Origin of the sequence: Nitrosomonas sp. (assembly GCF_040256045.1) — a bacterium.
Lineage (GTDB): Bacteria > Pseudomonadota > Gammaproteobacteria > Burkholderiales > Nitrosomonadaceae > Nitrosomonas.
In genome coordinates, this window is sequence record NZ_JBDZWD010000019.1 from 1 (window position 1) to 19,240 (window position 19,240).

Annotated in this window: 16 protein-coding genes and 1 pseudogene; 10 read left to right on the forward strand and 7 right to left on the reverse strand. The window is 49.8% G+C overall.

The window, feature by feature from the left end:
• Positions 1–462 precede the first annotated feature (462 nt).
• The 4 genes and pseudogenes from ABUL11_RS05220 to ABUL11_RS05235 all read left to right on the forward strand — a co-directional run bounded on the left by ABUL11_RS05220 (position 463) and on the right by ABUL11_RS05235 (position 4,626).
• Positions 463–1,946, forward strand: a pseudogene (locus ABUL11_RS05220) (transposase).
• 354 nt (positions 1,947–2,300) lie between these two features.
• Entirely contained in the window at positions 2,301–3,578 is a 1,278-nt protein-coding gene (locus ABUL11_RS05225) for a nucleotidyltransferase family protein (protein ID WP_350282810.1), read from the forward strand.
• A 121-nt stretch (positions 3,579–3,699) separates the two neighbouring features.
• The gene (locus ABUL11_RS05230; protein WP_350282811.1) at positions 3,700–4,089 is read left to right on the forward strand and encodes a lysozyme inhibitor LprI family protein; all 390 of its coding nucleotides are present in this window, start codon (positions 3,700–3,702) and stop codon (positions 4,087–4,089) included.
• Positions 4,090–4,170: 81 nt separating this feature from the next.
• Positions 4,171–4,626, forward strand: coding sequence for a DUF3465 domain-containing protein (locus ABUL11_RS05235; RefSeq protein WP_350282812.1), 456 nt, complete (start codon positions 4,171–4,173; stop codon positions 4,624–4,626).
• A gap of 361 nt (positions 4,627–4,987) precedes the next feature.
• On the opposite strand, the gene smbP is transcribed toward ABUL11_RS05235, so the two are convergent.
• From smbP to mdoG, 6 genes are all read right to left on the reverse strand, one after another.
• Positions 4,988–5,329 carry a small metal-binding protein SmbP gene (gene smbP, locus ABUL11_RS05240; RefSeq protein WP_350282813.1) on the reverse strand — a complete coding sequence of 114 codons (342 nt, stop codon included), beginning with the start codon at positions 5,327–5,329 and terminating at the stop codon, positions 4,988–4,990.
• 36 nt (positions 5,330–5,365) lie between these two features.
• Positions 5,366–5,680, reverse strand: coding sequence for a hypothetical protein (locus ABUL11_RS05245; RefSeq protein ID WP_350282814.1), 315 nt, complete (start codon positions 5,678–5,680; stop codon positions 5,366–5,368).
• Between the two features lie 486 nt (positions 5,681–6,166).
• A complete protein-coding gene (locus ABUL11_RS05250; protein WP_350282815.1) occupies positions 6,167–6,562 on the reverse strand; it encodes a CsbD family protein in 396 nt (131 codons plus the stop codon).
• Between the two features lie 72 nt (positions 6,563–6,634).
• Positions 6,635–6,859 (reverse strand): ChaB family protein, encoded by a 225-nt coding sequence (locus tag ABUL11_RS05255; RefSeq protein ID WP_350282816.1) that lies wholly within the window; start codon positions 6,857–6,859, stop codon positions 6,635–6,637.
• A gap of 472 nt (positions 6,860–7,331) precedes the next feature.
• Positions 7,332–9,935, reverse strand: coding sequence for a glucans biosynthesis glucosyltransferase MdoH (gene mdoH, locus ABUL11_RS05260; RefSeq protein WP_350282817.1), 2,604 nt, complete (start codon positions 9,933–9,935; stop codon positions 7,332–7,334).
• A complete protein-coding gene (mdoG, locus tag ABUL11_RS05265; protein ID WP_350282843.1) occupies positions 9,928–11,466 on the reverse strand; it encodes a glucans biosynthesis protein MdoG in 1,539 nt (512 codons plus the stop codon). The genes mdoH and mdoG overlap by 8 nt, the downstream gene beginning before the upstream one ends.
• 384 nt (positions 11,467–11,850) lie before the next feature.
• Here mdoG and ABUL11_RS05270 point away from each other — a divergent pair, with 384 nt between their 5' ends.
• The 6 genes from ABUL11_RS05270 to ABUL11_RS05295 all read left to right on the forward strand — a co-directional run bounded on the left by ABUL11_RS05270 (position 11,851) and on the right by ABUL11_RS05295 (position 18,664).
• Positions 11,851–12,525, forward strand: coding sequence for an EcsC family protein (locus ABUL11_RS05270; protein ID WP_350282818.1), 675 nt, complete (start codon positions 11,851–11,853; stop codon positions 12,523–12,525).
• A 56-nt stretch (positions 12,526–12,581) separates the two neighbouring features.
• Positions 12,582–12,968, forward strand: a complete 387-nt coding sequence (locus ABUL11_RS05275; RefSeq protein ID WP_350282819.1) for a VOC family protein — start codon at positions 12,582–12,584, stop codon at positions 12,966–12,968.
• A gap of 183 nt (positions 12,969–13,151) precedes the next feature.
• Positions 13,152–13,709 (forward strand): sigma-70 family RNA polymerase sigma factor, encoded by a 558-nt coding sequence (locus ABUL11_RS05280; RefSeq protein WP_350282820.1) that lies wholly within the window; start codon positions 13,152–13,154, stop codon positions 13,707–13,709.
• Positions 13,710–13,722: 13 nt separating this feature from the next.
• Positions 13,723–14,739, forward strand: coding sequence for a FecR domain-containing protein (locus tag ABUL11_RS05285; RefSeq protein WP_350282821.1), 1,017 nt, complete (start codon positions 13,723–13,725; stop codon positions 14,737–14,739).
• 126 nt (positions 14,740–14,865) lie between these two features.
• The gene (locus ABUL11_RS05290; RefSeq protein ID WP_350282822.1) at positions 14,866–17,337 is read left to right on the forward strand and encodes a TonB-dependent siderophore receptor; all 2,472 of its coding nucleotides are present in this window, start codon (positions 14,866–14,868) and stop codon (positions 17,335–17,337) included.
• A gap of 10 nt (positions 17,338–17,347) precedes the next feature.
• A complete protein-coding gene (locus tag ABUL11_RS05295; protein ID WP_350282823.1) occupies positions 17,348–18,664 on the forward strand; it encodes a PepSY-associated TM helix domain-containing protein in 1,317 nt (438 codons plus the stop codon).
• A gap of 155 nt (positions 18,665–18,819) precedes the next feature.
• Here the strand turns inward: ABUL11_RS05295 and ABUL11_RS05300 are convergent, their stop codons facing one another.
• Complete coding sequence (locus ABUL11_RS05300) at positions 18,820–19,239, reverse strand: putative toxin-antitoxin system toxin component, PIN family (protein WP_350282824.1); 420 nt, start codon at positions 19,237–19,239, stop codon at positions 18,820–18,822.
• Position 19,240 lies beyond the last annotated feature (1 nt).

Genomic DNA, 19,240 nt, shown 5'->3' on the forward strand with positions numbered 1-19,240 from the left:
TGTTTATTCATGACTCCATTCTCTCAAAAGTTGGAGCCTCCTCAAAACCCGGGGCAATTCAGGTTGGGTGGCGGTGCTGTCGCGCAAGGATGACATTGCGTACTCGTATTTGCGGTGTGCCTACTTTGGTTATGGGTTATGCGGATACCAGAGTGCAATGTCGGTTCTCCCAGAAGAAGAGTACGGTGCTGCGCATAGCCCGCATGGTGCTGCGGCAATTGTTTCATTGCTAAAGCGGCCAAGGCCTATGGTGGAGGAGATGGGTTGGAAAATGGCGCATCAGCAGCGAATTCGGTATGTATTAAGGCGCCAGTTCGGGGCCTGTACTAACCATTCGCTGCAGGCACGACGTTCCTGACGGGCCGCGCCCTGAGCTCAAACGTTGACGCTGTAGGAAAACCTAAGCCTATTGGTTTTTCCATGGAATAATCAGGATTGGTGAAGATTATCAGGAGATATAGGATGGCGCGATTCAAACCGATTCAAAAGGGCCTGATGCTGTTACCTGTTGATTTCTCACGGCAGCTTATTCCAGGCAGTTTCGAACACGCCTTATGCTATCTCGTCGATCATGAATTGGATTTTAGCGGTCTACGTGAGCGTTACCGGAACGATGCGCAAGGGACTTCCGCTTACGATCCTGCTGTATTGTTCAAGATCATTTTGCTGGCTTACAGTCGCGGCCTGATTGGCAGCCGCCGGATCGAGGCGATGTGTCGACAGAACATATTGTTCATAGCGGTTGCCGGGGATAATCAACCCCATTTCACGACCTTGGCGGCATTCATTGCCGAACTAGGCGATGAAGTGGCAAAGTTATTCGCCCAGGTGTTAGTGGTGTGTGACCGGCAAGGGTTGATTGGCCGGGAATTGTTCGCGATAGATGGTGTAAAGTTACCTTCCAACGCCAGGCTGAAAAGATGGAAAAAGCCGCGAAGCAGATGCTGGCACGTCACCGGGAAACAGATATGACCCCTGTGGACGAGCGTCAGGCCCAACGAGAAGCCTGCAAGCTGGAACGATTGCAAAAGGAAGCAAAACAACTCAAAGATTGGCTGGCAGCTAACCCGGAAGATCGCAAAGGACCAAAGGGAGGTGTACGCCAATCCAACCTCACTGACAATGAATCGGCTAAGATGGCCACTGGCAAGGGTGTTATCCAGGGATACACAGGCGTAGCGGCGGTAGATGAAAAACACCAGATTATTCTGGATGCGCAGGCTCATGGCACCGGTTCAGAACAAGAACTGCTTGTTCCAGTGGTCCAAGCTGTCAAGCCACAAATGAGCAATCAAACTGTTGTTACCGCTGACGCTGGCTATCATTCTGAAAACAACCTCAAGATGCTGGCGACAGAAGGCATCAACGCCTACCTTCCCGACAACGGCTACCGCAAACGCGACGAACGCTACCATGGGCAAGCGGCACACAAGGCCAAGCCCGATCCACTCTGGGATAAGCGTGGACAACCTTTGATCTCGAAACGGTTTGGTCCAGGTGACTTCCAGCTTGCCGAGGATGGCTCGCACTGTCTCTGCCCGGCTGGCAAACGACTCTATTCGAACGGTTCGAACTGCACCTTCAATGGCTATGCAGCGATGAAGTTTCGGGGCGCCGAGCGAGATTGCCTGCCTTGCCCCCTCCGGACTCAGTGTTTGCGCACGCCGGAGAAAACCAAGACGCGGCAGGTTGCATTTTTCCAAGGCAAACGCGACGGTTATGAAACCCATACTGACCGGATGAAACGGAAGATCGATTCTGATCAGGGTCGACAGATGATCACCCGCCGCTTCGCGACGGTCGAACCAGTATTCGGTAGCCTGCGCAATAACAAACGCCTTGATCGATTTACCCTGCGGGGTCGGAGCAAAGTCGACGGACAATGGAAACTGTACTGTCTGGTCCACAACATTGAGAAGCTTGCCCATTATGGGGTAAGCCAATGAAAACAGTTGATCAAAGACAAAATCAAGTACTCAAGCATCTCTAGGCCTGGTATAAATAATACACTGACACTTATGAATATAGTTCTAAAAACCTGATCTCTCACTCGTCAAGGCATTTCAGAAATTTGGGATCTGGAATTTGAGGTCTGGGCGCCCCCCAGTCCAAAAATAGGTTTTTCTACACCCTCGTTGAGCATCTCCTCTACTAATTCGATAACCCACAAGACTGCTGGCACCGTGATTAGAAAGTCGATCCCACTTAACACTACACGACAACTCTGGGCACAAAGCTGCGGTTTCTGCCAGAATCCTGCATGTAACCGGCCTCTGTTTCGGTCAGTTGAAGACGATGTTGTGAGCGTTGCCAATGTCGCTCATATCGTCGGTCACGGAAGCACGGGTCCGCGAAGCGATCACGATCTTGCTGAGTACATTGAGAAAGACGGCATAGTGAATCTCATCATGCTTTGCCTTGAATGTCATAAGGTCGCTGATGAACTAGAAAGCAAGTTTTCCGTAGAATCGATGCTTGCTTGGAAACAAGCTCATGCTGAAAAGATTTCGTCACTGTTTGCAATTCCGAACATCCAAAATGAGCAACAGCTACTTTCCGCAGTAAATGATCTGCTCGACGAAAATGCGACCATATTTCGCGAGTGCGGACCATTCTCGAACAACGTACTAAGGGGTGAAGGAGGAGATGGATTGCGTCTTTGGCGTAGGCGCTGCCTCGACACCATCATTCCCCACAATCAGCGAATCGTGCAACTCATCGAAATGAATCGGCGAAACTTTCAATATCCCTGGGATGTTTATTTGCAAATGCTCTTGTACAAGATTCACGTAGATGCATTCCAAGACAATTGCCTGATGGATCGTAGGGTCAATGACTATAAACTATTCCCGCGAGAGTTTGACTACTTCATCAAGACAAAGCTTGGAATTCCATCGTCGGCTCCTAAAGTGATGGAGCAAGAGGAACTTGAATATCGCCACAATCAAATCAAAACCTATATCAACAGATTCTTGTCAGATCACAGCAATATCAAAAGCCTGCAAGAACTGAATCAATCCACCATGCTCGTTCAGCTAGTGGATGGAAGATCGCTCAAAGTCTTTGTAACTAACACATATTACTTTACCGACTACACCCTAGATCGGGTGCTAGAGGTCGATCCAGCCGTTGACGCCATTATTTGCTCCTGCCCGGTAATTCAGTATTCACCTTCTGCAAAGCGAATCTGCATAGAGAACGGAATCGGACTGTTCATGCTCGGCGAGTTTATGGGCGCCATTCGGTATAGCGGAGAACAGTTCCTAAATTACCTGCTTCGCTCTGAACGAGAAGATCGCCTTAGCAATATAAGTAGGCTTGCAAAGGACTTGTCGCCGCCAAGAGGCGTGAGTATCTATGCTTTCGGCTCATTTCTGCGACGCAAGTTGTATGGCGATATCGATCTGCTTGTTGCTTACAACGAACCAGCAGATTCAAAAGCCATAAAGGAATTTGTCTCGCGTCTTGCGGTGGAAACCGAGAAGCAGTTTGGCGAACCAGATATTACGGTTTCGTCGGAACGCGAGTTTGCAACGCTTAAGCTCAAACATAACAATCTTGCGAAAGTCTATTCGTGAATCTGATTTACTCGATATATGTTCATGCGGTGCCCCCGGAGATGTCCAACCCTACAGTCAATCGGATCTTGCGCATAAAGCTGTGCAAGGCCAGTTACCTTGAACGTTGGACTTCAATAAAATGAATATTCGATCCATTGCCTTTTTTGTTTGTGCGCTTTTATGTGCGATCGCGAATGCACAGACTCAAGCTGATCTCAATGATGATGCGTGTGAGGCATATCGGAAAGCGGACAAAAAGCTCAATGCCATCTATCAGCAGCTTCTGGAACAGCATAAAGACGATGCCAATTTCACAATCAGGCTACGCAAGGCGCAGCGCGCATGGTTGGCATTCCGGGATGCGGAGATGGAAGCTATTTATCCCGCTGATAACAAGCGTGAGGAATACGGTTCGGTCTATCCAATGTGCAGTTGTTTGGAGCAGACTGCATTGGTTAACCACCGTATTGAGCAGCTTTCGGGCTGGCTCACTGCGGAAGAAGGTGATGTGTGCAGAGGCAGCCGGTAAATAAATCCAGCAAGTGCATCCAGCCGATATATTTGCCTTCGCTTGGCGGCGTGGTTTAAGTCATGAATTAGAAGTGACAACATGAAGAAGAAACTCATATTTCTTGCGGTGGCAATAGTTGCCGGCTATTCGTATCTCGGCAATCCCTACACCTCAATACCAGACAGACTCCAGCATTCGACTTTCTCGGAGAGCCAGGGTGGTGCGGATGCAGCGATTGCCGATGCTTTCTCAAATCGTAAGAGCAATCTACAAGTCTCCGGAGAAGGCGTTGTCACAAAATTGCTCCCGGACGACAATGTTGGCAGCAGGCACCAAAAATTCATTATTTCCCTTCGTTCCGGTCAAACCCTTTTGATTGCGCATAATATCGATGTCGCACCGAGAATAGGCTCTCTCAGAAAGGGAGATTCCATTCAATTTTCAGGGCAGTATGAATGGAATGAAAAAGGAGGGGTTGTGCATTGGACGCATCGAGATCCAAACGGCTCCCACGTGGGAGGGTGGCTGAAACATAGTGGACAAATTTATCAGTAATCGCTGCTAAGGAACCTCTGAAAAACTACCTGTGTTGCCTTTCTACGTTAAAAATCGGCTCAAAATGCTCATTTATTACATATAAACTCCGCTTTTTATCCGGTTTTTGCCTTGACCTGACTGCCTCGCCGACGTTTTTCAGGGGTTTTCTAACGATTCAACTCAAAGCAGGACTAATTCCATTTCTAAATCAAAACTAACTTTGTCGGCTTCGCCAAGCCGTATTATTTATACTGTCTGGGGCTCGCCTTCGTGTCATTTTTGATTTGGGAATGGAATAAAAATCTGGAAGTCTTCAAAATTTGAGAACTGCAGGGCCTGGAATAACATGCGTTCTGTCATTCCAGGCCCTGATCTGTATTTATTTACTCTCAATTTGATTAAATTTACTCAACGCAACAATAGCAGCTTTTCTGGCTGCAGCAGCTTCGCCAGCCCGAGATTCTTTTATGACGTCATTCAGGTGTTTCAATCCTTCTTCCTGAAGGTGCTTGTCTTCGGGATGTGTTGATTTAACTTCAACGGCATACCTTTCTGCTTCCTGCGCCAGTTGTGTCATAGTCTTTACATCTACTGCCAGAACCACAGCTTCGGTTTGTCTGATTGCTTCTTGCAGATGAACATCCTCTACCTGCGCCTGCGCATTGACTGAACTGAGCATAAATAGAGACAGAATGAAAGTACTCGATAATATTTTTTTCATAACTTTCCTCTTTTGTTGAATAGAATTTTGATTAGATTAGTTCCTGCCCGGCATAATTTCTGCGGGGGATTGTTCTGACGGATTGCGAAGATTGTGATTTGGCTGATCAGTTGAATTGCTATCAGTCTCAGGTATCACTGTATCTTCTATACCTCTTCTGCTTTCATCCAAATCATTTCGCTGATCATATTTTCTGGTATCTTCCTTCTTTTCGTATTTCTCACTGTTTGTGCGATTGCTGTCTGAAGAAGAGTCGGCTGTTGCCGCAGTACTTCCTATCAGGAAGAATCCGGACAACAAGGCTACTGGTACTAAAATAGAAAGTTTCACTTTTGAGATATGAGCTTTCATTTTGAATATCCTCGTATGTTTATAAGACGCTACGATCAACCTTTCTTCGGTTGAATTAACGTCCTAGTTGCATCCACTTCACATTCTATTTCCGTACTATTGGAGGCAGAGTTGCAAATTTGCAAAAGCAGTTGTGGTAATAAAAGAGGCAGCAGCTAATGTTGATGAAATATTCAGTTTTTTCATGATTGACTCCTGTTAATTTAATAAGTTAAAAGGATTCCATTTACTACTTTTGTAATACAGGCGAGATTCCGGCCCACCTGTGCAGCCCCAATACTTATTGTTGTTTCATAAATAAGTACCGATCTGCTCTTTAAGTCGAATCATCATTTCTGCATGATGGTTCGATTATCATTTCCTAAACAGATTCATATTTTTCCGGTATCCAAATACCCCTGATGATTGGCTTTTCCTTACGGAACCTCTGAAAAACTACCTGCGTTGCCATTTTTGTGTTAAAAATCGGCTCAAAATGCTCATTTATTATGTGTATAAACTCCGCTTTTTCACTGATTTTTGCCTTGAACTAACTGCCTCGCCGATGTTTCTCAAAGGTTCCTTAGCGGCATCGCAATCGTGAGCAAAAGCGTTAACCTGTCTTTCAGCCTCTTCCCTTGCAATTTCATATTTGGTTTGAATTTTCCCCACTAGTTGCTCACGTTTGCCTGCAATGACATCCAGCTCATCATCAGTCATATCGTCCCATGTTTCTTTAAGCTTGCCTTTTAGTTCTTTCCAGTTTCTTTCAACTGTATTCCAGCCCATCATTTCTCTTCTTTTATTGAATTTCAAACATCCCAGATCACTGGTTGAGCAGGTATGTTTCATATATTCTCCATATGCAAAAATAATTTCTTGGCTACCGAGTTCATGACTCAAAATAATTAAACTTAAAAACTACAGTTGGATGCATCTAGTGATGCCTGACTTGAAAGATTGATAAACAAATCTTTATTTTCTTATCCATTCATTCCCCTCTTTCCGGTACAGCTTTTTAACTGCACTCCATGCAACCTTATGAGCAGTTTCTTCCCGGGAATTCTCTTCGTTTCTATCTGCCGGGTCGGCATACTCTTTCCATGCATTGTTAAATGCAGCGCGGTAAATATCTTGCGCATGAGAAGGCAGAACATGAATAACGTTTTCGGGCAGATCTTCGTTCTTTTTGTAAGGCATAGAAAAATCTCCATTTAGCAAAAAGTAAGATCAGTTTTTTATGCAACCGGGATCCAGTAAATCGGACTTATGTCATCTCTGAAAATTGATTATGTTGCGATCGAAAACCATTCTTATTTTTCTTATAGAGAAAGTGTACAAATATCTTCTATCGTTCAATATTTTTACATCAGAATGTTTAGATAAATAATAACAATATGATATTAATAGAGAAATAACGATAATTTAGTTCGATGAATCCCATCATTTAATGATAAAAGAATGATGATGAGCTAAAGGGTGGTAGGTTCAATTCTCGGGAATAGTACGAATGGAATGAAAAAGAAGGGGTGTATTGGGTGCATTGAAATCCAAACGGCTCCCACGTGGCAGGGTGGCTAAGATACAACGGCAAACTTGCCAGTCATTATTTCTTACATTGTGTTCAACTCCGTTCTCTTAATGCAGCATTGAGCTGCCAGTTAGCACTACGTCAGGGTGTACCGGAAAGAGCCATATCGATTTGAGCATTTGATTCCGCATAGTCAGCTTCTTCCTTGATATTCGGCTTCCATTGTTTCAGTGCTGACGGATTGAGCGTCAGTTGTTGATAGTAATTCATCCATGAAGCATATTTTTCCGGCATTGCCCATACGCGGTAATGCAGACGCGACATGACAACCGGGTCGCTCAACAGGGTTAGACGGCAATCACGGTTGAGTTTGTCAGGGGGCTCATTCAGCGCCTGCTCGACATGATGGTCGCGGGCAATTTCAAGCACTTTGCTCTTGCGGTGGCGTGCAGTGGCTGTTGCCGTTGCCAGTGCATTAAATGATGGATGAAACACAGCGTGCATGAAGCCATCGTTCAGTGTGCAGTTGCGATTCATCATCAGATAATTGTCTGTATCCACCAATACCTTGGGTGGCGAATATTCTTCCGGAATCAAGAGCAGCTTCCAGCGTTTGGCGCGTAGGCCAATGGATGCACGACTGGAAAAGACTGATACGAACGGTGACAGAATCAGCGAGAAGACGATAGGTGCCAGCCAGAACAGGAAGCGCAGATCGAGCCACGCCATCCCTATTGCCCAAATCAGCCCCAGCAGCAGTTGAGAACCATGTCGCGTAAAGGCTTCACGCCACGTGGTGGAGTCATCGTCGCGTTGTGGCGATTTCCATGTCACCTTCCAGCCAAGGAACGCACTGACTATGAATACGGTGTGGAACAGCATGCGCACCGGCGCCAGCAGGACTGAAAGAATCACTTCCAGCAGCAGGGAGATCGTGACGCGAATGAATCCACCGTATTCTTTCGTTCCTTTGCACCAGATAAGCAAAATACTCAGCAGCTTGGGCAAAAACAGCAGCACCATGGTCGAGGCCAACAGTGCAATCGCCAGTTCCGGCTGCCACTGCGGCCACACCGGAAACAGCTGGTGTGGTTGCAGGAAGTATTGCGGTTCCGTGAACGCATGCACCACCTGCAGCGCAGTGGAAAGTGCAAGGAACATAAACCACAGCGGGGCGGAAAGATAGGACATAACGCCGGTCAGGAATACCGCACGATGTACCGGATGCAAGCCTTTTACCAGGAACAGGCGAAAATTCATCAGGTTACCATGACACCAGCGGCGGTCGCGCTTAAGCTCATCCAGCAGATTCGGTGGCAATTCTTCATAAGAACCCGGCAGGTCGTAAGCAATCCATACTCCCCACCCCGCACGGCGCATTAATGCCGCTTCCACGAAATCGTGAGAGAGAATAGAGCCTGCGAAAGTGCCTTCACCGGGCAAAAGCGCCAGCGTACAGTGTTCAATGAACGGTTGCACACGGATGATGGCGTTGTGGCCCCAGTAGTGTGATTCTCCCAATTGCCAGAAATGCAGGCCGGCAGTAAACAGTGGCCCGTAAACACGTGTTGCAAACTGCTGGCAGCGTGCGTAGAAGGTATCCATGCCTGAAGCTCTCGGCCACGATTGAATGATACCGGCATTCGGGTTGGCCTCCATCAAGCGTACCAGACTGGTCAGACATTCTCCTGACATTACCGAATCCGCATCCAGCACCACCATGTAGCTGTACTGGCTGCCCCAGCGGCGGCAGAAATCGTCAATATTGCCGCTCTTGCGTTTTACGCGGCGGCCGCGACGACGATAGAATATCTGCCCTTTGGCCTGGACGTCTGCAAGCAGTTCTATCCACGCTTTCTGTTCCGCGACGCAGATATCAGGGTCGTAGCTGTCGCTCAGAATATAGATATCGAAGTGTTGCTGCTGATTTGTCGCCTTCACTGATTCCCAGGTCGCGCGCAATCCGGCGAACACGCGATCCACATCCTCATTGCAGATAGGCATGATCAACGCCGTACGGTGCTCGGGATTGATTGGCACATCTCCTGCTAGCGATGCGGAAATACTGTGCTTGTCTTTACCGATCAGCAATTGCAGAAAACCCATGAGCGCCGTCCAGAAACCGGCAGATATCCAGCAGAAGAGAATAGCGAAGAGGATCAAAATACCGCTTTGCAGTATATAAGGCAGCAGCTGCATAAACGATATCCACACATCCTGGCCAATCATGTCGATCGGATTGATCAGTGCCCAACCCTGATAAGGAAGGATGGTTTTCATATACCAGGTTGCAAGCGCAGTCTGCGAAAATGTCAGCAGTAGCAGAATGTAGCGGCGAATGGTGCCGACGGTACACCATTCTTGTTCATGAGCCTGCTCTTCCTTCGTCAATTGCGACATATCGTGTGGTGTGGCATTATGCCCGCGCAAATGATCCCAGAATCGGCCAATCGGATTGGTGCGCCACGGATCCGGCGACATTGATGAGCGTGTCGCTTTTGGCATTGTCTCCAGTTGTGTACGCTCTTCGTCGTCTTCAGTCAGTTGTCCGTTAACCAGAGAATCAGGCCAACTTTGCTCAAGCCGTGCTTTCACAGATCCCAGCGGCGAATCATCTTCACGCGCATAGTCATGATGCTTAGAATCCAGTGCCTTATGAAGAGTGCGGATATCTATTGTCGGCAGCGTTGCTTTCTCAGCGGCAGTCAGCGGCAGCGCATCGATGTATTCAGTTGTTTTATTCATCAGCGGGTAACTGATAACTCCAGGTTTCACTCAGTATCTGGTCACCATTGACTAGTGCAGCACGCATCTCAGTGATTTTTTCTACATCTTTCACTTCTACGCGCAGTGTCAGGCGCCAGCCTTTAATGATCGGGTTGTAACGCACGCTGCTCTCGACGATCGTACCGTTGTCGTCAATACTGACCTGAGCTGCAACAGGTGTATCCTGCGGTAGTTTCTTCATCTCCGCGCCAGTGAAATCGACGACGAAGGCGATCGTGCCATCAGGTTGACGAATAAGATTAGACTGTTTTACATCACCTGTTGAGCGAAGCGTCTGCATGACGTACGCGTTATCCGGTGTATGCAGCTTGTCTTCGTCGTGGCTGAAGGTGATGGTGTATTTGAAGTTTATTTCCTTACCAGCCTCCGGCAGTTGATCCGGTATCCAGAAAGAGACGATGTTGTCGTTGGTTTCGTCGTTGGTTGGAATTTCTATCAGCTCAATGCTGCCTTTGCCCCAATTTTCTTTCGGCGTTATCCATGCACTCGGACGTAAATCGTAACGATCATCCAGATCTTCAAAACGTGAAAATTGACGGCCACGTTGCAGCAGACCAAACCCTTGCGGGTTTTCCACGGAAAAACGGCTGATGGCCAGACGTCTCGGATTGTTTAGTGGACGCCAGATCCATTCTCCATTACCGGCGTGTATGGAGAGGCCGTTAGAATCATGTAACTCAGGACGGAAGTTCACTATCGGAGAAGGGTGGTTAGAGCCAAACAGGAACATACTCGTCAGCGGTGCAACGCCCAGCTTGTCGACCTTATCGCGCAGATAAATTTTCGACTGGACATCGACTACGATATCGCGATCCGGAATCATGACAAAGCGGTAAGCGCCCGTCGCACGCGGCGAGTCCAGCAGCGCATAGATTGTCAGGTGCTTGTCAGTCGGTTTAGGCCGTTCGATCCAGAATTCCCGGAACCGGGGAAACTCTTCGCCGGAAGGCAGAGCAGTATCGATAGCCAGGCCGCGTGCGGAAATACCGTAAACCTGACCTGCGCCAATCACGCGGAAATAGCTGGCGCCGAGTATACTGAGAATTTCATCGTTTTTGTCTTTGCTATTGATCGGATATAGCACTTTGAAGCCAGCAAAACCAAGATCTTTCACTGTGTCTTTGTCATGCTGGACATTACCAAAATTGAAATAATCAGGGCTGTATTTGATTTTATGTACCGACGTAGCGGTTATTTCATTAATTTCGATAGGTGTATCGAAGTACATACCCTGGTGGTAAAACTCAAGCTTGAATGGAGTCTTCAGATTACTCCAGTAAGCTTTATCATGATTAAACTGAATCTGCTGGTAATCCGCATATTTCATATCGCGAAAAGTGGAGGGCAAATTGCTTTCCGGCGTTTCATAGTTTTTACCGGCTAATAATTGAGCCTGTTTTGCGACATCATCGATGCTAAAGGCCCAAGCTGAGGAAGCATACAGAACTAATAACACTACTGCTGTATCCAACCAACGCATTTTTATCATTTGTGGTTTATGTTTCATCAGTTTGTCTTTTGTGTGCTTAATTGATCCGATCCATTTTGATGAAAACTCACGCAATCCGAATCGCTACTGATTTTACCAATTCGTCCAGAAACCATTCGCATGGAGCTCATCAAAGCATATGTACTGCCTGTGGCTTCGACAGGCTTGGCGTGAATCAGTTCTAAGAATTTGTTCAAAGCTTCCAGTTTTCTGGGTGAAGACTACGCTACCGTACCGCTGACGAACGAAAATGCCTCACCAATTCAAAGCAATATTTATGAGTGTTAATGAGAAAGACATATAACAATGCGCTGCTGTCCGCCGAATTATCCACTGTGTTCCTGATCAGCCCATTAGACGACAGTACGAACACAAGGAGATGAGATGTCAGAAGTCATTACGGTTGGTGACAAACCAATCCTTCTGAAAGCAATTGAACTGATTCTTGCAGAGCCTGCTGCTATCAGAAAAGAAGCTCTGCAACTCAAGGACAAATATGTAACCCGGTATGGGAGCGATCGTTCAGAAGACGAGATCAATGCTTATGCTGCCGATAAGATCATATCGAATTACTCCTACTATACTGCCTTTGTGGGCGGAACTACCGCTCTTACAGGGGCAATACCCGGACTTGGCACTGTTCTGGCTGCATTTGGCGGCGCAACAGCCAATGCGGCTCTTTCCATGAAGTATCAAATTGAAATGACAATGGCCATTGCAACGATTTACGGCCGTGACATTACCATCGAAGAGGAAAAACGCCTTTGTTTGATGGTTGCGGGGCTTGGTGCAATCAGTGAGATGACCAGAGTGGGCGGGAAAGAACCTGGCAAAAAAGCATCAGTAAAAATGATGCAACAATATCTCCAGGATGCGTCTCTTCAAACGTTAAGAGAGCTATTCAAGAAAGTTGGAATAACCTTCACAAAAAAAGCTGCAGAAAAAGCTATCCCGTTCGGCGTTGGTGTAATCATTGGCTTTTCTGCCAACAAAGGATTGACCTGGTATGTCGGAACAAAGGCAAGGGATTTTTTCTCGGTTGCCGACTCGATCGTCTAACTTCAAGCATCGGGCCGTACAGGTTGTTTATTTAACGGACATATCCGGAGGACACAATGTCTAGCCCCGCTCGCACAGGTGTGCTGATTTATGCAAAGCATCTGGATAAAGTTTCATCCTTTTACGAGCAAGTGCTGGGGGCGAGAGTGTTGCACGCGGACAGTGAACACAAGGTGCTGCAATCACCAGATGTTCAGCTGATCATTCACGCAATTCCACCGCAGTTTGCCGATCAGATCACCATTGCCGTACCGCCAGTGCCGCGCGAGGAACAGGCAATCAAACCGTTCTTCACTGTTGAGAGCCTTGCCACAGCTGAGCGTATCGCCGAGGAATTTGGTGGCAAGGTATGGGGACCACTGTGGCCGGGGCCCGGTTTACGGGTGCGCAATGTCTGTGATCCGGAAGGTAATATCGTTCATCTGCGCGAACGTACGGTATAGCAAAACAAAGGCTACCTGTAAAAATAAACTGGGATGCCTTGGCGTTAATTCGTCCCAGCATCCTATGGTTCTAACACTTGAAAGAACCCCGCCTGTTTTATTTCCCTCGCGTATAAAACCACGAGTAGATTCGTTTTTACCAGCCTGATAAAATAATAAGCATTCTCATTCTTGTTGTTTATCATGTTGGATAACAGTATTCATACCGATTCATGTCTGGCGCCTGACACTACTGTATCCACGGATGTTCAGGCCCTGTACTGCAATCACCACGACTGGCTGCAGGTTTGGCTGCGCCGCAGACTGAGCAGTGCCATTGATGCATCCGATCTGGCGCATGACACCTTCGTGCGCGTTCTGGTTTCGGGTCGCGTACCCAATGCCGAACAATCGCGCGCTTTTCTCACTCAGATCGCCAAAGGTCTGGTGGTGGATCTGTATCGCCGTCGTGCCGTCGAGGAAGCCTACCTGACGGCGTTGGCGCAACTGCCGGAAAATCTTGCACCATCGGCAGAAGAACGTGTACTGGCGCTGCAGGTACTGTTGTTGCTCGATACCGCGCTGGGTAGTCTTCCGTCTCGGGTGCGTGAGGTGTTCCTGCTGTCGCGGCTCGATGGATTGACCTATTCCGATATTGCGCAGCGCCGGGGTATCTCCGTCGCGACAGTGCGTAAGTATATGCTGCGCGCTGCGCAGACTTGTCACTGTGTCTTGAATTCACCGACTGGCACCGCTCCATGACATTGGCACGCACATGAGTGACAGCAATACACCTTCGTTACCCCGCGCAGCTCAACCTGAGCATGATACTGCGCCTGCGGTCGACATCTTGCAGCAGGCATTGCAATGGCAGGTTATCTTCTGGTCGGGAGAGGCTACCGATAGAGATCGTACGCGCTGGCAGAGCTGGCTGGCGGCTGACCCGGCACATGCCCGTGCCTGGGCTCAGGTGGAACGTACCGATGAACAACTGCAGACGCTGGCTTCACCTGTTGCCGAAGTATTACGCAGCGCTGATGCTAGGCGATGTAAAGCACGTCGCACAGTACTCGGTATGGCAGGTCTGCTGGCAGGCGCCGGTATCGCCGGCTATGGATTGCAGCAAACAGTGCCATGGCAGATGATGATGGCCGATTACCACACCGGGTATGGTGAGCGGCGTAATATCGAACTTGCCGATGGTACGCAGGTGACGCTCGGCAGTGCCACTGCCATTAATGTGTGCTATAGCGCGCAGACACGCCAATTGCTGTTGCGCACGGGTGAGATCTTCATCGTTACAGCGCCAGACAGTGCCGACCGCCCGTTTCTGGTGCAAACCACCCGGGGCAGTATCCAGGCGCTGGGCACACGCTTCAATGTACGCGAATCAGATACACAAATTCAGGTTGCGGTACAGGATGGCGCAGTCGCTATCCGCCCGGCCACCGTGAATCCGGACGATGTCGTACGGCTTGATGCCGGTCAACAGACGTGTTTCGATCACACCGGAGTCGAAGCACCTGAGGCACTGCAAATCAGTGCAACTGTCTGGACGCGCGGTCTGCTCGTGGCCGAACGTATGCGACTGGAAGATTTCCTGGTCGAGCTGGGCCGCTACCGCAGCGGTGTGCTGCGTTGTGACCCGGCAGTCAAGGATCTGATCGTTTCCGGCGTTTATTCACTGGACGATACTGATCAGAGTCTGCGCTTGCTTACCCAGGCCCTGCCGGTACAAGTCCAGACAGTCACGCGCTGGTGGATCACCATTGGACCCCATCCGTTCAAATGAAACAATCTTCTGACCCTCTCACCAAAAAAATTTTGCATCAACCGTAGCACTTTTCCCATCTCGTTCGGAATACAGGTAAGGCCCTGGCAAACAGCCGGGACCACCTATTACTGAAGGGAAAAATCTATGCCAACGAGAAACACCAATCTTCCTGCCAACCTGTGCGTTACGGGGGCTTGTCGTTCGCAAGCGCTATTGCGCCAGGTCGTGCTGCTGGCCTGTCTGTCCATGGCGGCAACGTTTGTGCCGGTGCGGGCGCAAAGCACGACAGTACCTGTTCAGCCGCAAGCAAGCATCCGCTATGACATCCCGGCCGGTACACTGGACCAGGTGCTAAACCATTTTGCGGCAGATGCCGGCATTACGCTGTCCATTGATGGTGCACTGACTGCAGATAAGCACAGTCCTGGCCTGACTGGCAGCTACAGCGTGCCGGACGGGTTGAAGGCACTGCTGGCGGGAACCGGACTGGAGGCGGTTGCCACCCCTGGTAGCGGATACGTGATACGCAGGGCGACTGCTGCCACGATGACGACAAGCGGGACCGTGCTGCCAACGGTAACGGTGGCAGGCCATCGAGCCGCTATTGATGAGGCACCGCCGGTTTACAAAGGAGGCCAGGTAGGCAGTGGTGCACGTATGGGTGTGCTTGGCAATACCGCGGTGATGGATACGCCTTTCAGTGTTACCAGCTACTCGTCACAAGTGATCGAAAATAACCAGGCACGTTCGGTGGCGGATATTGCTGCGCTGGATCCATCGGTACGTATGAGCAGTGCTCGCTCCAACATCAACGAAGACCTTACGATGCGCGGTTTCTCGGTCTCCAGCGCAGATTTCGCTCTGAACGGGTTGTTTGGCCTGACACCCTACTGGCGGGCACCTCTGGAATCGATAGAACGGGTGGAAGTGATCAAAGGCCCGTCTGCCGCATTGTTTGGTATGGCGCCTGGCAGCAGTGTAGGCGGCGTCATTAATCTGGTGCCCAAGCGCGCTGGGGATACACCACTGATGCGGATCACGACCGGCATCACTTCAAATTCCCTGTTTGGTGGCCATGCGGATATTGGTGGCCGTTTCGGGCCGGATAATGTATTCGGTGCACGCCTGAATGTCATGCACCGCGGTGGCAATACGACAATCGATGGTCAGTCTACTTATCAGAGCCTGGGGTCGCTGGGGCTGGATTTTCGTCAGCGTTCACTGCGAGCTTCTCTCGATCTGTTGTGGCAACAAGAGCGCATCAATAACGTGGTACGCCAGTTTTCAATGGGTCCCGGGTTGACTGCAGTCCCGCGTGTACCGGACAACACTACGGCCTACCCTGGTTACGGCTGGACTGATGGTCGCAATATCTCGTGGCTGTTCAAGGCAGAGTACGATATCAGTAAGGCCGTTACCGCATACGCGAGCTACGGTATGCGTAAACTTAACTGGGGCGCTTTCGCTGCCAATCCGGTTCTTCTGAATACGGCGGGTGACTATTCCTACGCCGGAGGCTGGCAACGTATGCCTACCCGCACCCAGTCACTGGAAGCAGGTATACGCGGCGTATTTGCTACCGGGCCTGTTAGCCATAGTACTGCATTTGGTTTTACCTGGCTTGACCAGTCGCAAGAGCTGGGCTTTTATACCGGCTTTCCTCCCGGTATTTCCAATTTGTATACCGGCCAATTGTTTTCGACTCCCTCCATTGAGGGTATCAATAACCTGGCGCGTCCCTACCTCGATACTCAGCTGACCAGTGTGGTGCTGGCCGATACGATGTCATTCTGGGATGACAGGCTGTTGGCGTCCCTTGGCCTGCGTTACCAGAAGGTCGAGGGACAAAGCTACAATTTTGCTACGGGTATGGCCAGTGGCCCGCGCTACGATAAGAGCGCAATAACGCCTGTCGTTGGCATCGTGTTCAAGCTGCGCCCGTCACTGTCGCTGTATGCGAGTTATATCGAGGGATTATCGAAAGGGGATACGGCACCGATCAGTGCGGCGATTACTAATCCGGGGGAGATTATGTCTCCGTATAAATCCAAGCAAAAGGAAATCGGTGTCAAGTTCGATCAGGGCAACTTCATGACAACGCTGAGCCTGTTCGAATTGACCAGGCCCAGCGCGGGTATATCCGGTACGACGTTCGGCGTGTTTGGTGAGCAGCGCAATCGCGGCGTGGAAGCAACCATTGCCGGCGAAGTTGTGCGCGGCGTGCGCGTGCTGGGCGGCGCCAGCTACATAGATGCAGTGTTGTCCAAATCGGTGTCGGCGATGCTGAAGGGCAATAAAGCCATTGGGGTACCCGAGTGGCAGGCCAATCTGGGAGCGGAATGGGATGTTGGCTTTCTGCCGGGGTTAACGCTGACAGGCAGGATGGTCTACACCGCCAAAACCTTTGTCAATGCGACCAATACGCTGAAGATCCCGGATTGGGTACGCTTCGATGGAGGCGTGCGTTATGCTGCGCGCATCATCTCCAAGCCGGTTATGTTCCGTTTGAATGTTGAAAACCTGTTGGACAAGGATTACTTCGGTGCAGCTACAGCAGGTTCTCTCTTCATCGGAACACCGCGTACCATAAATTTCTCTGCTTCCATCGATCTATAAGGAGATACTGATGTCGTTACATTCCTGGGCCTGGATTCACAAATGGAGCAGCATTGTTTGCACCTTGTTCATGTTGCTGTTGTGCCTGACTGGTCTGCCACTGATTTTTCATGAAGAAATCGAGCATCTCAGTGGCGTGGTGGAGGCACCCTCCATGCCTGAAGGCACACCGAACGCCAGTATGGACCGTATCGCACAGGCGGCGCTCGAACGCCGCTCTGGCGAAGTCATCCGCTTTATGTTCTGGGATCAGGAGGAGCATCCGGATCTGACCTTTGTATCGATGGCCAGTCGGGTCGATGCCCCGCCGGAGGAAAGTAATTCAGTGGTGATCGATTCCCGTACTGCCAAAGTGCTGGACGAACCCAAGACCCGTGAAGGTTTCATGTATGTGATGCTCAGGCTTCACGTAGACATGTTTGCCGACCTGCCCGGCACACTGTTTCTGGGCTTCATGGGCTTGCTGATGGTGGTGGCCATCGTATCTGGCGTCGTGCTGTACTATCCGTTCATGCAGCGGCTGAAGTTCGGCGTGCTGCGCATGCAGCGCAGTGCGCGAATCAAATGGCTGGACATACATAATCTGCTGGGTATCGTGACCGTGGTCTGGCTGACAGTGGTGGGCCTGACCGGCTCCATCAACACGCTGGACCGCATTATCCTGAGCCTGTGGCAAATGGACCAGATGGCTGAAATGACCGCACCCTTTAAAGATCTGCCACCCGTCACACAGCCTGCACATCTTGAAGCATCGTTGCGTGCTGCTCGCGCGGCGGCGCCGGACATGGAGGTACGGCTGGTCGCTTTCCCGGGTACGATGTTTTCCAGCCCGCACCACTATACTTTTTTCCTGAGGGGCAACACACCGATCACATCGCGGCTGCTTAAGCCGGCGCTGGTCGATGCCAGTAATGGTGAGCTGACTGATTCACGTGATATGCCCTGGTATGTGAAGACATTGTTTCTGTCGCAACCATTGCACTTTGGCGACTACGGCGGCCTGCCGCTGAAAATTCTGTGGGCAGTGCTCGACCTCATCGCTATCGTCGTGTTGGCCAGCGGTCTGTATCTCTGGTTGCGTAAACCCAAGACGACGACAGCATCGGTTTCCAAAGCGGACGATGCTGTACTGCCTCTCGACGACCATACAGCGTTGAACAACACGATGGTTTATACCAATGAAAACAAGGATAGATTACATGACGAATCGGCTGGAATCGCGCACGATGTATACAAAGCACCGACAATCGGTGCGAGAAGTGTTTTTCATACCGGCGCTATTAAGCGTGGCAGTCCTAATCGGCCTGGTTTCCGCCCTCATCGGTGACGGTATCTGGGACATGGTATCGTGGCTGACCATTCTGGCACCTGTTGTGGTGGTGATCCTGGCTTGGTGGCGTCGCAGTGAGTCTTGAGCAGCGAGTGGTAGGTAGCTGATCAGACATCGGTGGGGTTGAACAGAAGATAATGTGAAAAGCACACTCAATCGATTGGCCGGCCCAGAAAGCTTGCCGGATTAAGTATCTCGATCCCATGGAAAGGATGCAGTTCCAGGAGATCCCGGTCTCCTGTCAGGATCATATGCGCTTCGCCGTTCAACGCCACATCAAGGAACTTATCGTCCTTGGGGTCTCTACACGCAGTGACCCGCCGGGTGATGGAAACCACTCGAGTAATACCACCGAGTAAACGCAAAAAATGCTGCCTGTCCTCGCGCGAGACGTACCGGTCGAATTTGGTCCAGGAGAGAACATCGCTCAATTCTGTTAGTGTTTCCTCGGACATCAATGGAGTACCCCAGGAGAGCCCGTGATCCACCGCTCTGGCTGCCGTACCACTGGGTATAAGCAAGCGGCTGATCCAAAGATTAGTGTCGATCACTAACTGACGATCAGTCTTCACT

Excerpts from the sequence above, each read along its gene's own strand:
- ABUL11_RS05230 (WP_350282811.1), top strand. The coding sequence starts at position 3,700 with ATGAATATTCGATCCATTGCCTTTTTTGTTTGTGCGCTTTTATGTGCG.
- ABUL11_RS05235 (WP_350282812.1), top strand. The coding sequence starts at position 4,171 with ATGAAGAAGAAACTCATATTTCTTGCGGTGGCAATAGTTGCCGGCTAT.
- smbP (WP_350282813.1), bottom strand. The coding sequence starts at position 5,329 with ATGAAAAAAATATTATCGAGTACTTTCATTCTGTCTCTATTTATGCTC.
- ABUL11_RS05245 (WP_350282814.1), bottom strand. The coding sequence starts at position 5,680 with ATGAAAGCTCATATCTCAAAAGTGAAACTTTCTATTTTAGTACCAGTA.
- ABUL11_RS05255 (WP_350282816.1), bottom strand. The coding sequence starts at position 6,859 with ATGCCTTACAAAAAGAACGAAGATCTGCCCGAAAACGTTATTCATGTT.
- mdoH (WP_350282817.1), bottom strand. The coding sequence starts at position 9,935 with ATGAATAAAACAACTGAATACATCGATGCGCTGCCGCTGACTGCCGCT.
- mdoG (WP_350282843.1), bottom strand. The coding sequence starts at position 11,466 with ATGATAAAAATGCGTTGGTTGGATACAGCAGTAGTGTTATTAGTTCTG.
- ABUL11_RS05270 (WP_350282818.1), top strand. The coding sequence starts at position 11,851 with ATGTCAGAAGTCATTACGGTTGGTGACAAACCAATCCTTCTGAAAGCA.
- ABUL11_RS05275 (WP_350282819.1), top strand. The coding sequence starts at position 12,582 with ATGTCTAGCCCCGCTCGCACAGGTGTGCTGATTTATGCAAAGCATCTG.
- ABUL11_RS05280 (WP_350282820.1), top strand. The coding sequence starts at position 13,152 with ATGTTGGATAACAGTATTCATACCGATTCATGTCTGGCGCCTGACACT.
- ABUL11_RS05285 (WP_350282821.1), top strand. The coding sequence starts at position 13,723 with ATGAGTGACAGCAATACACCTTCGTTACCCCGCGCAGCTCAACCTGAG.
- ABUL11_RS05290 (WP_350282822.1), top strand. The coding sequence starts at position 14,866 with ATGCCAACGAGAAACACCAATCTTCCTGCCAACCTGTGCGTTACGGGG.
- ABUL11_RS05295 (WP_350282823.1), top strand. The coding sequence starts at position 17,348 with ATGTCGTTACATTCCTGGGCCTGGATTCACAAATGGAGCAGCATTGTT.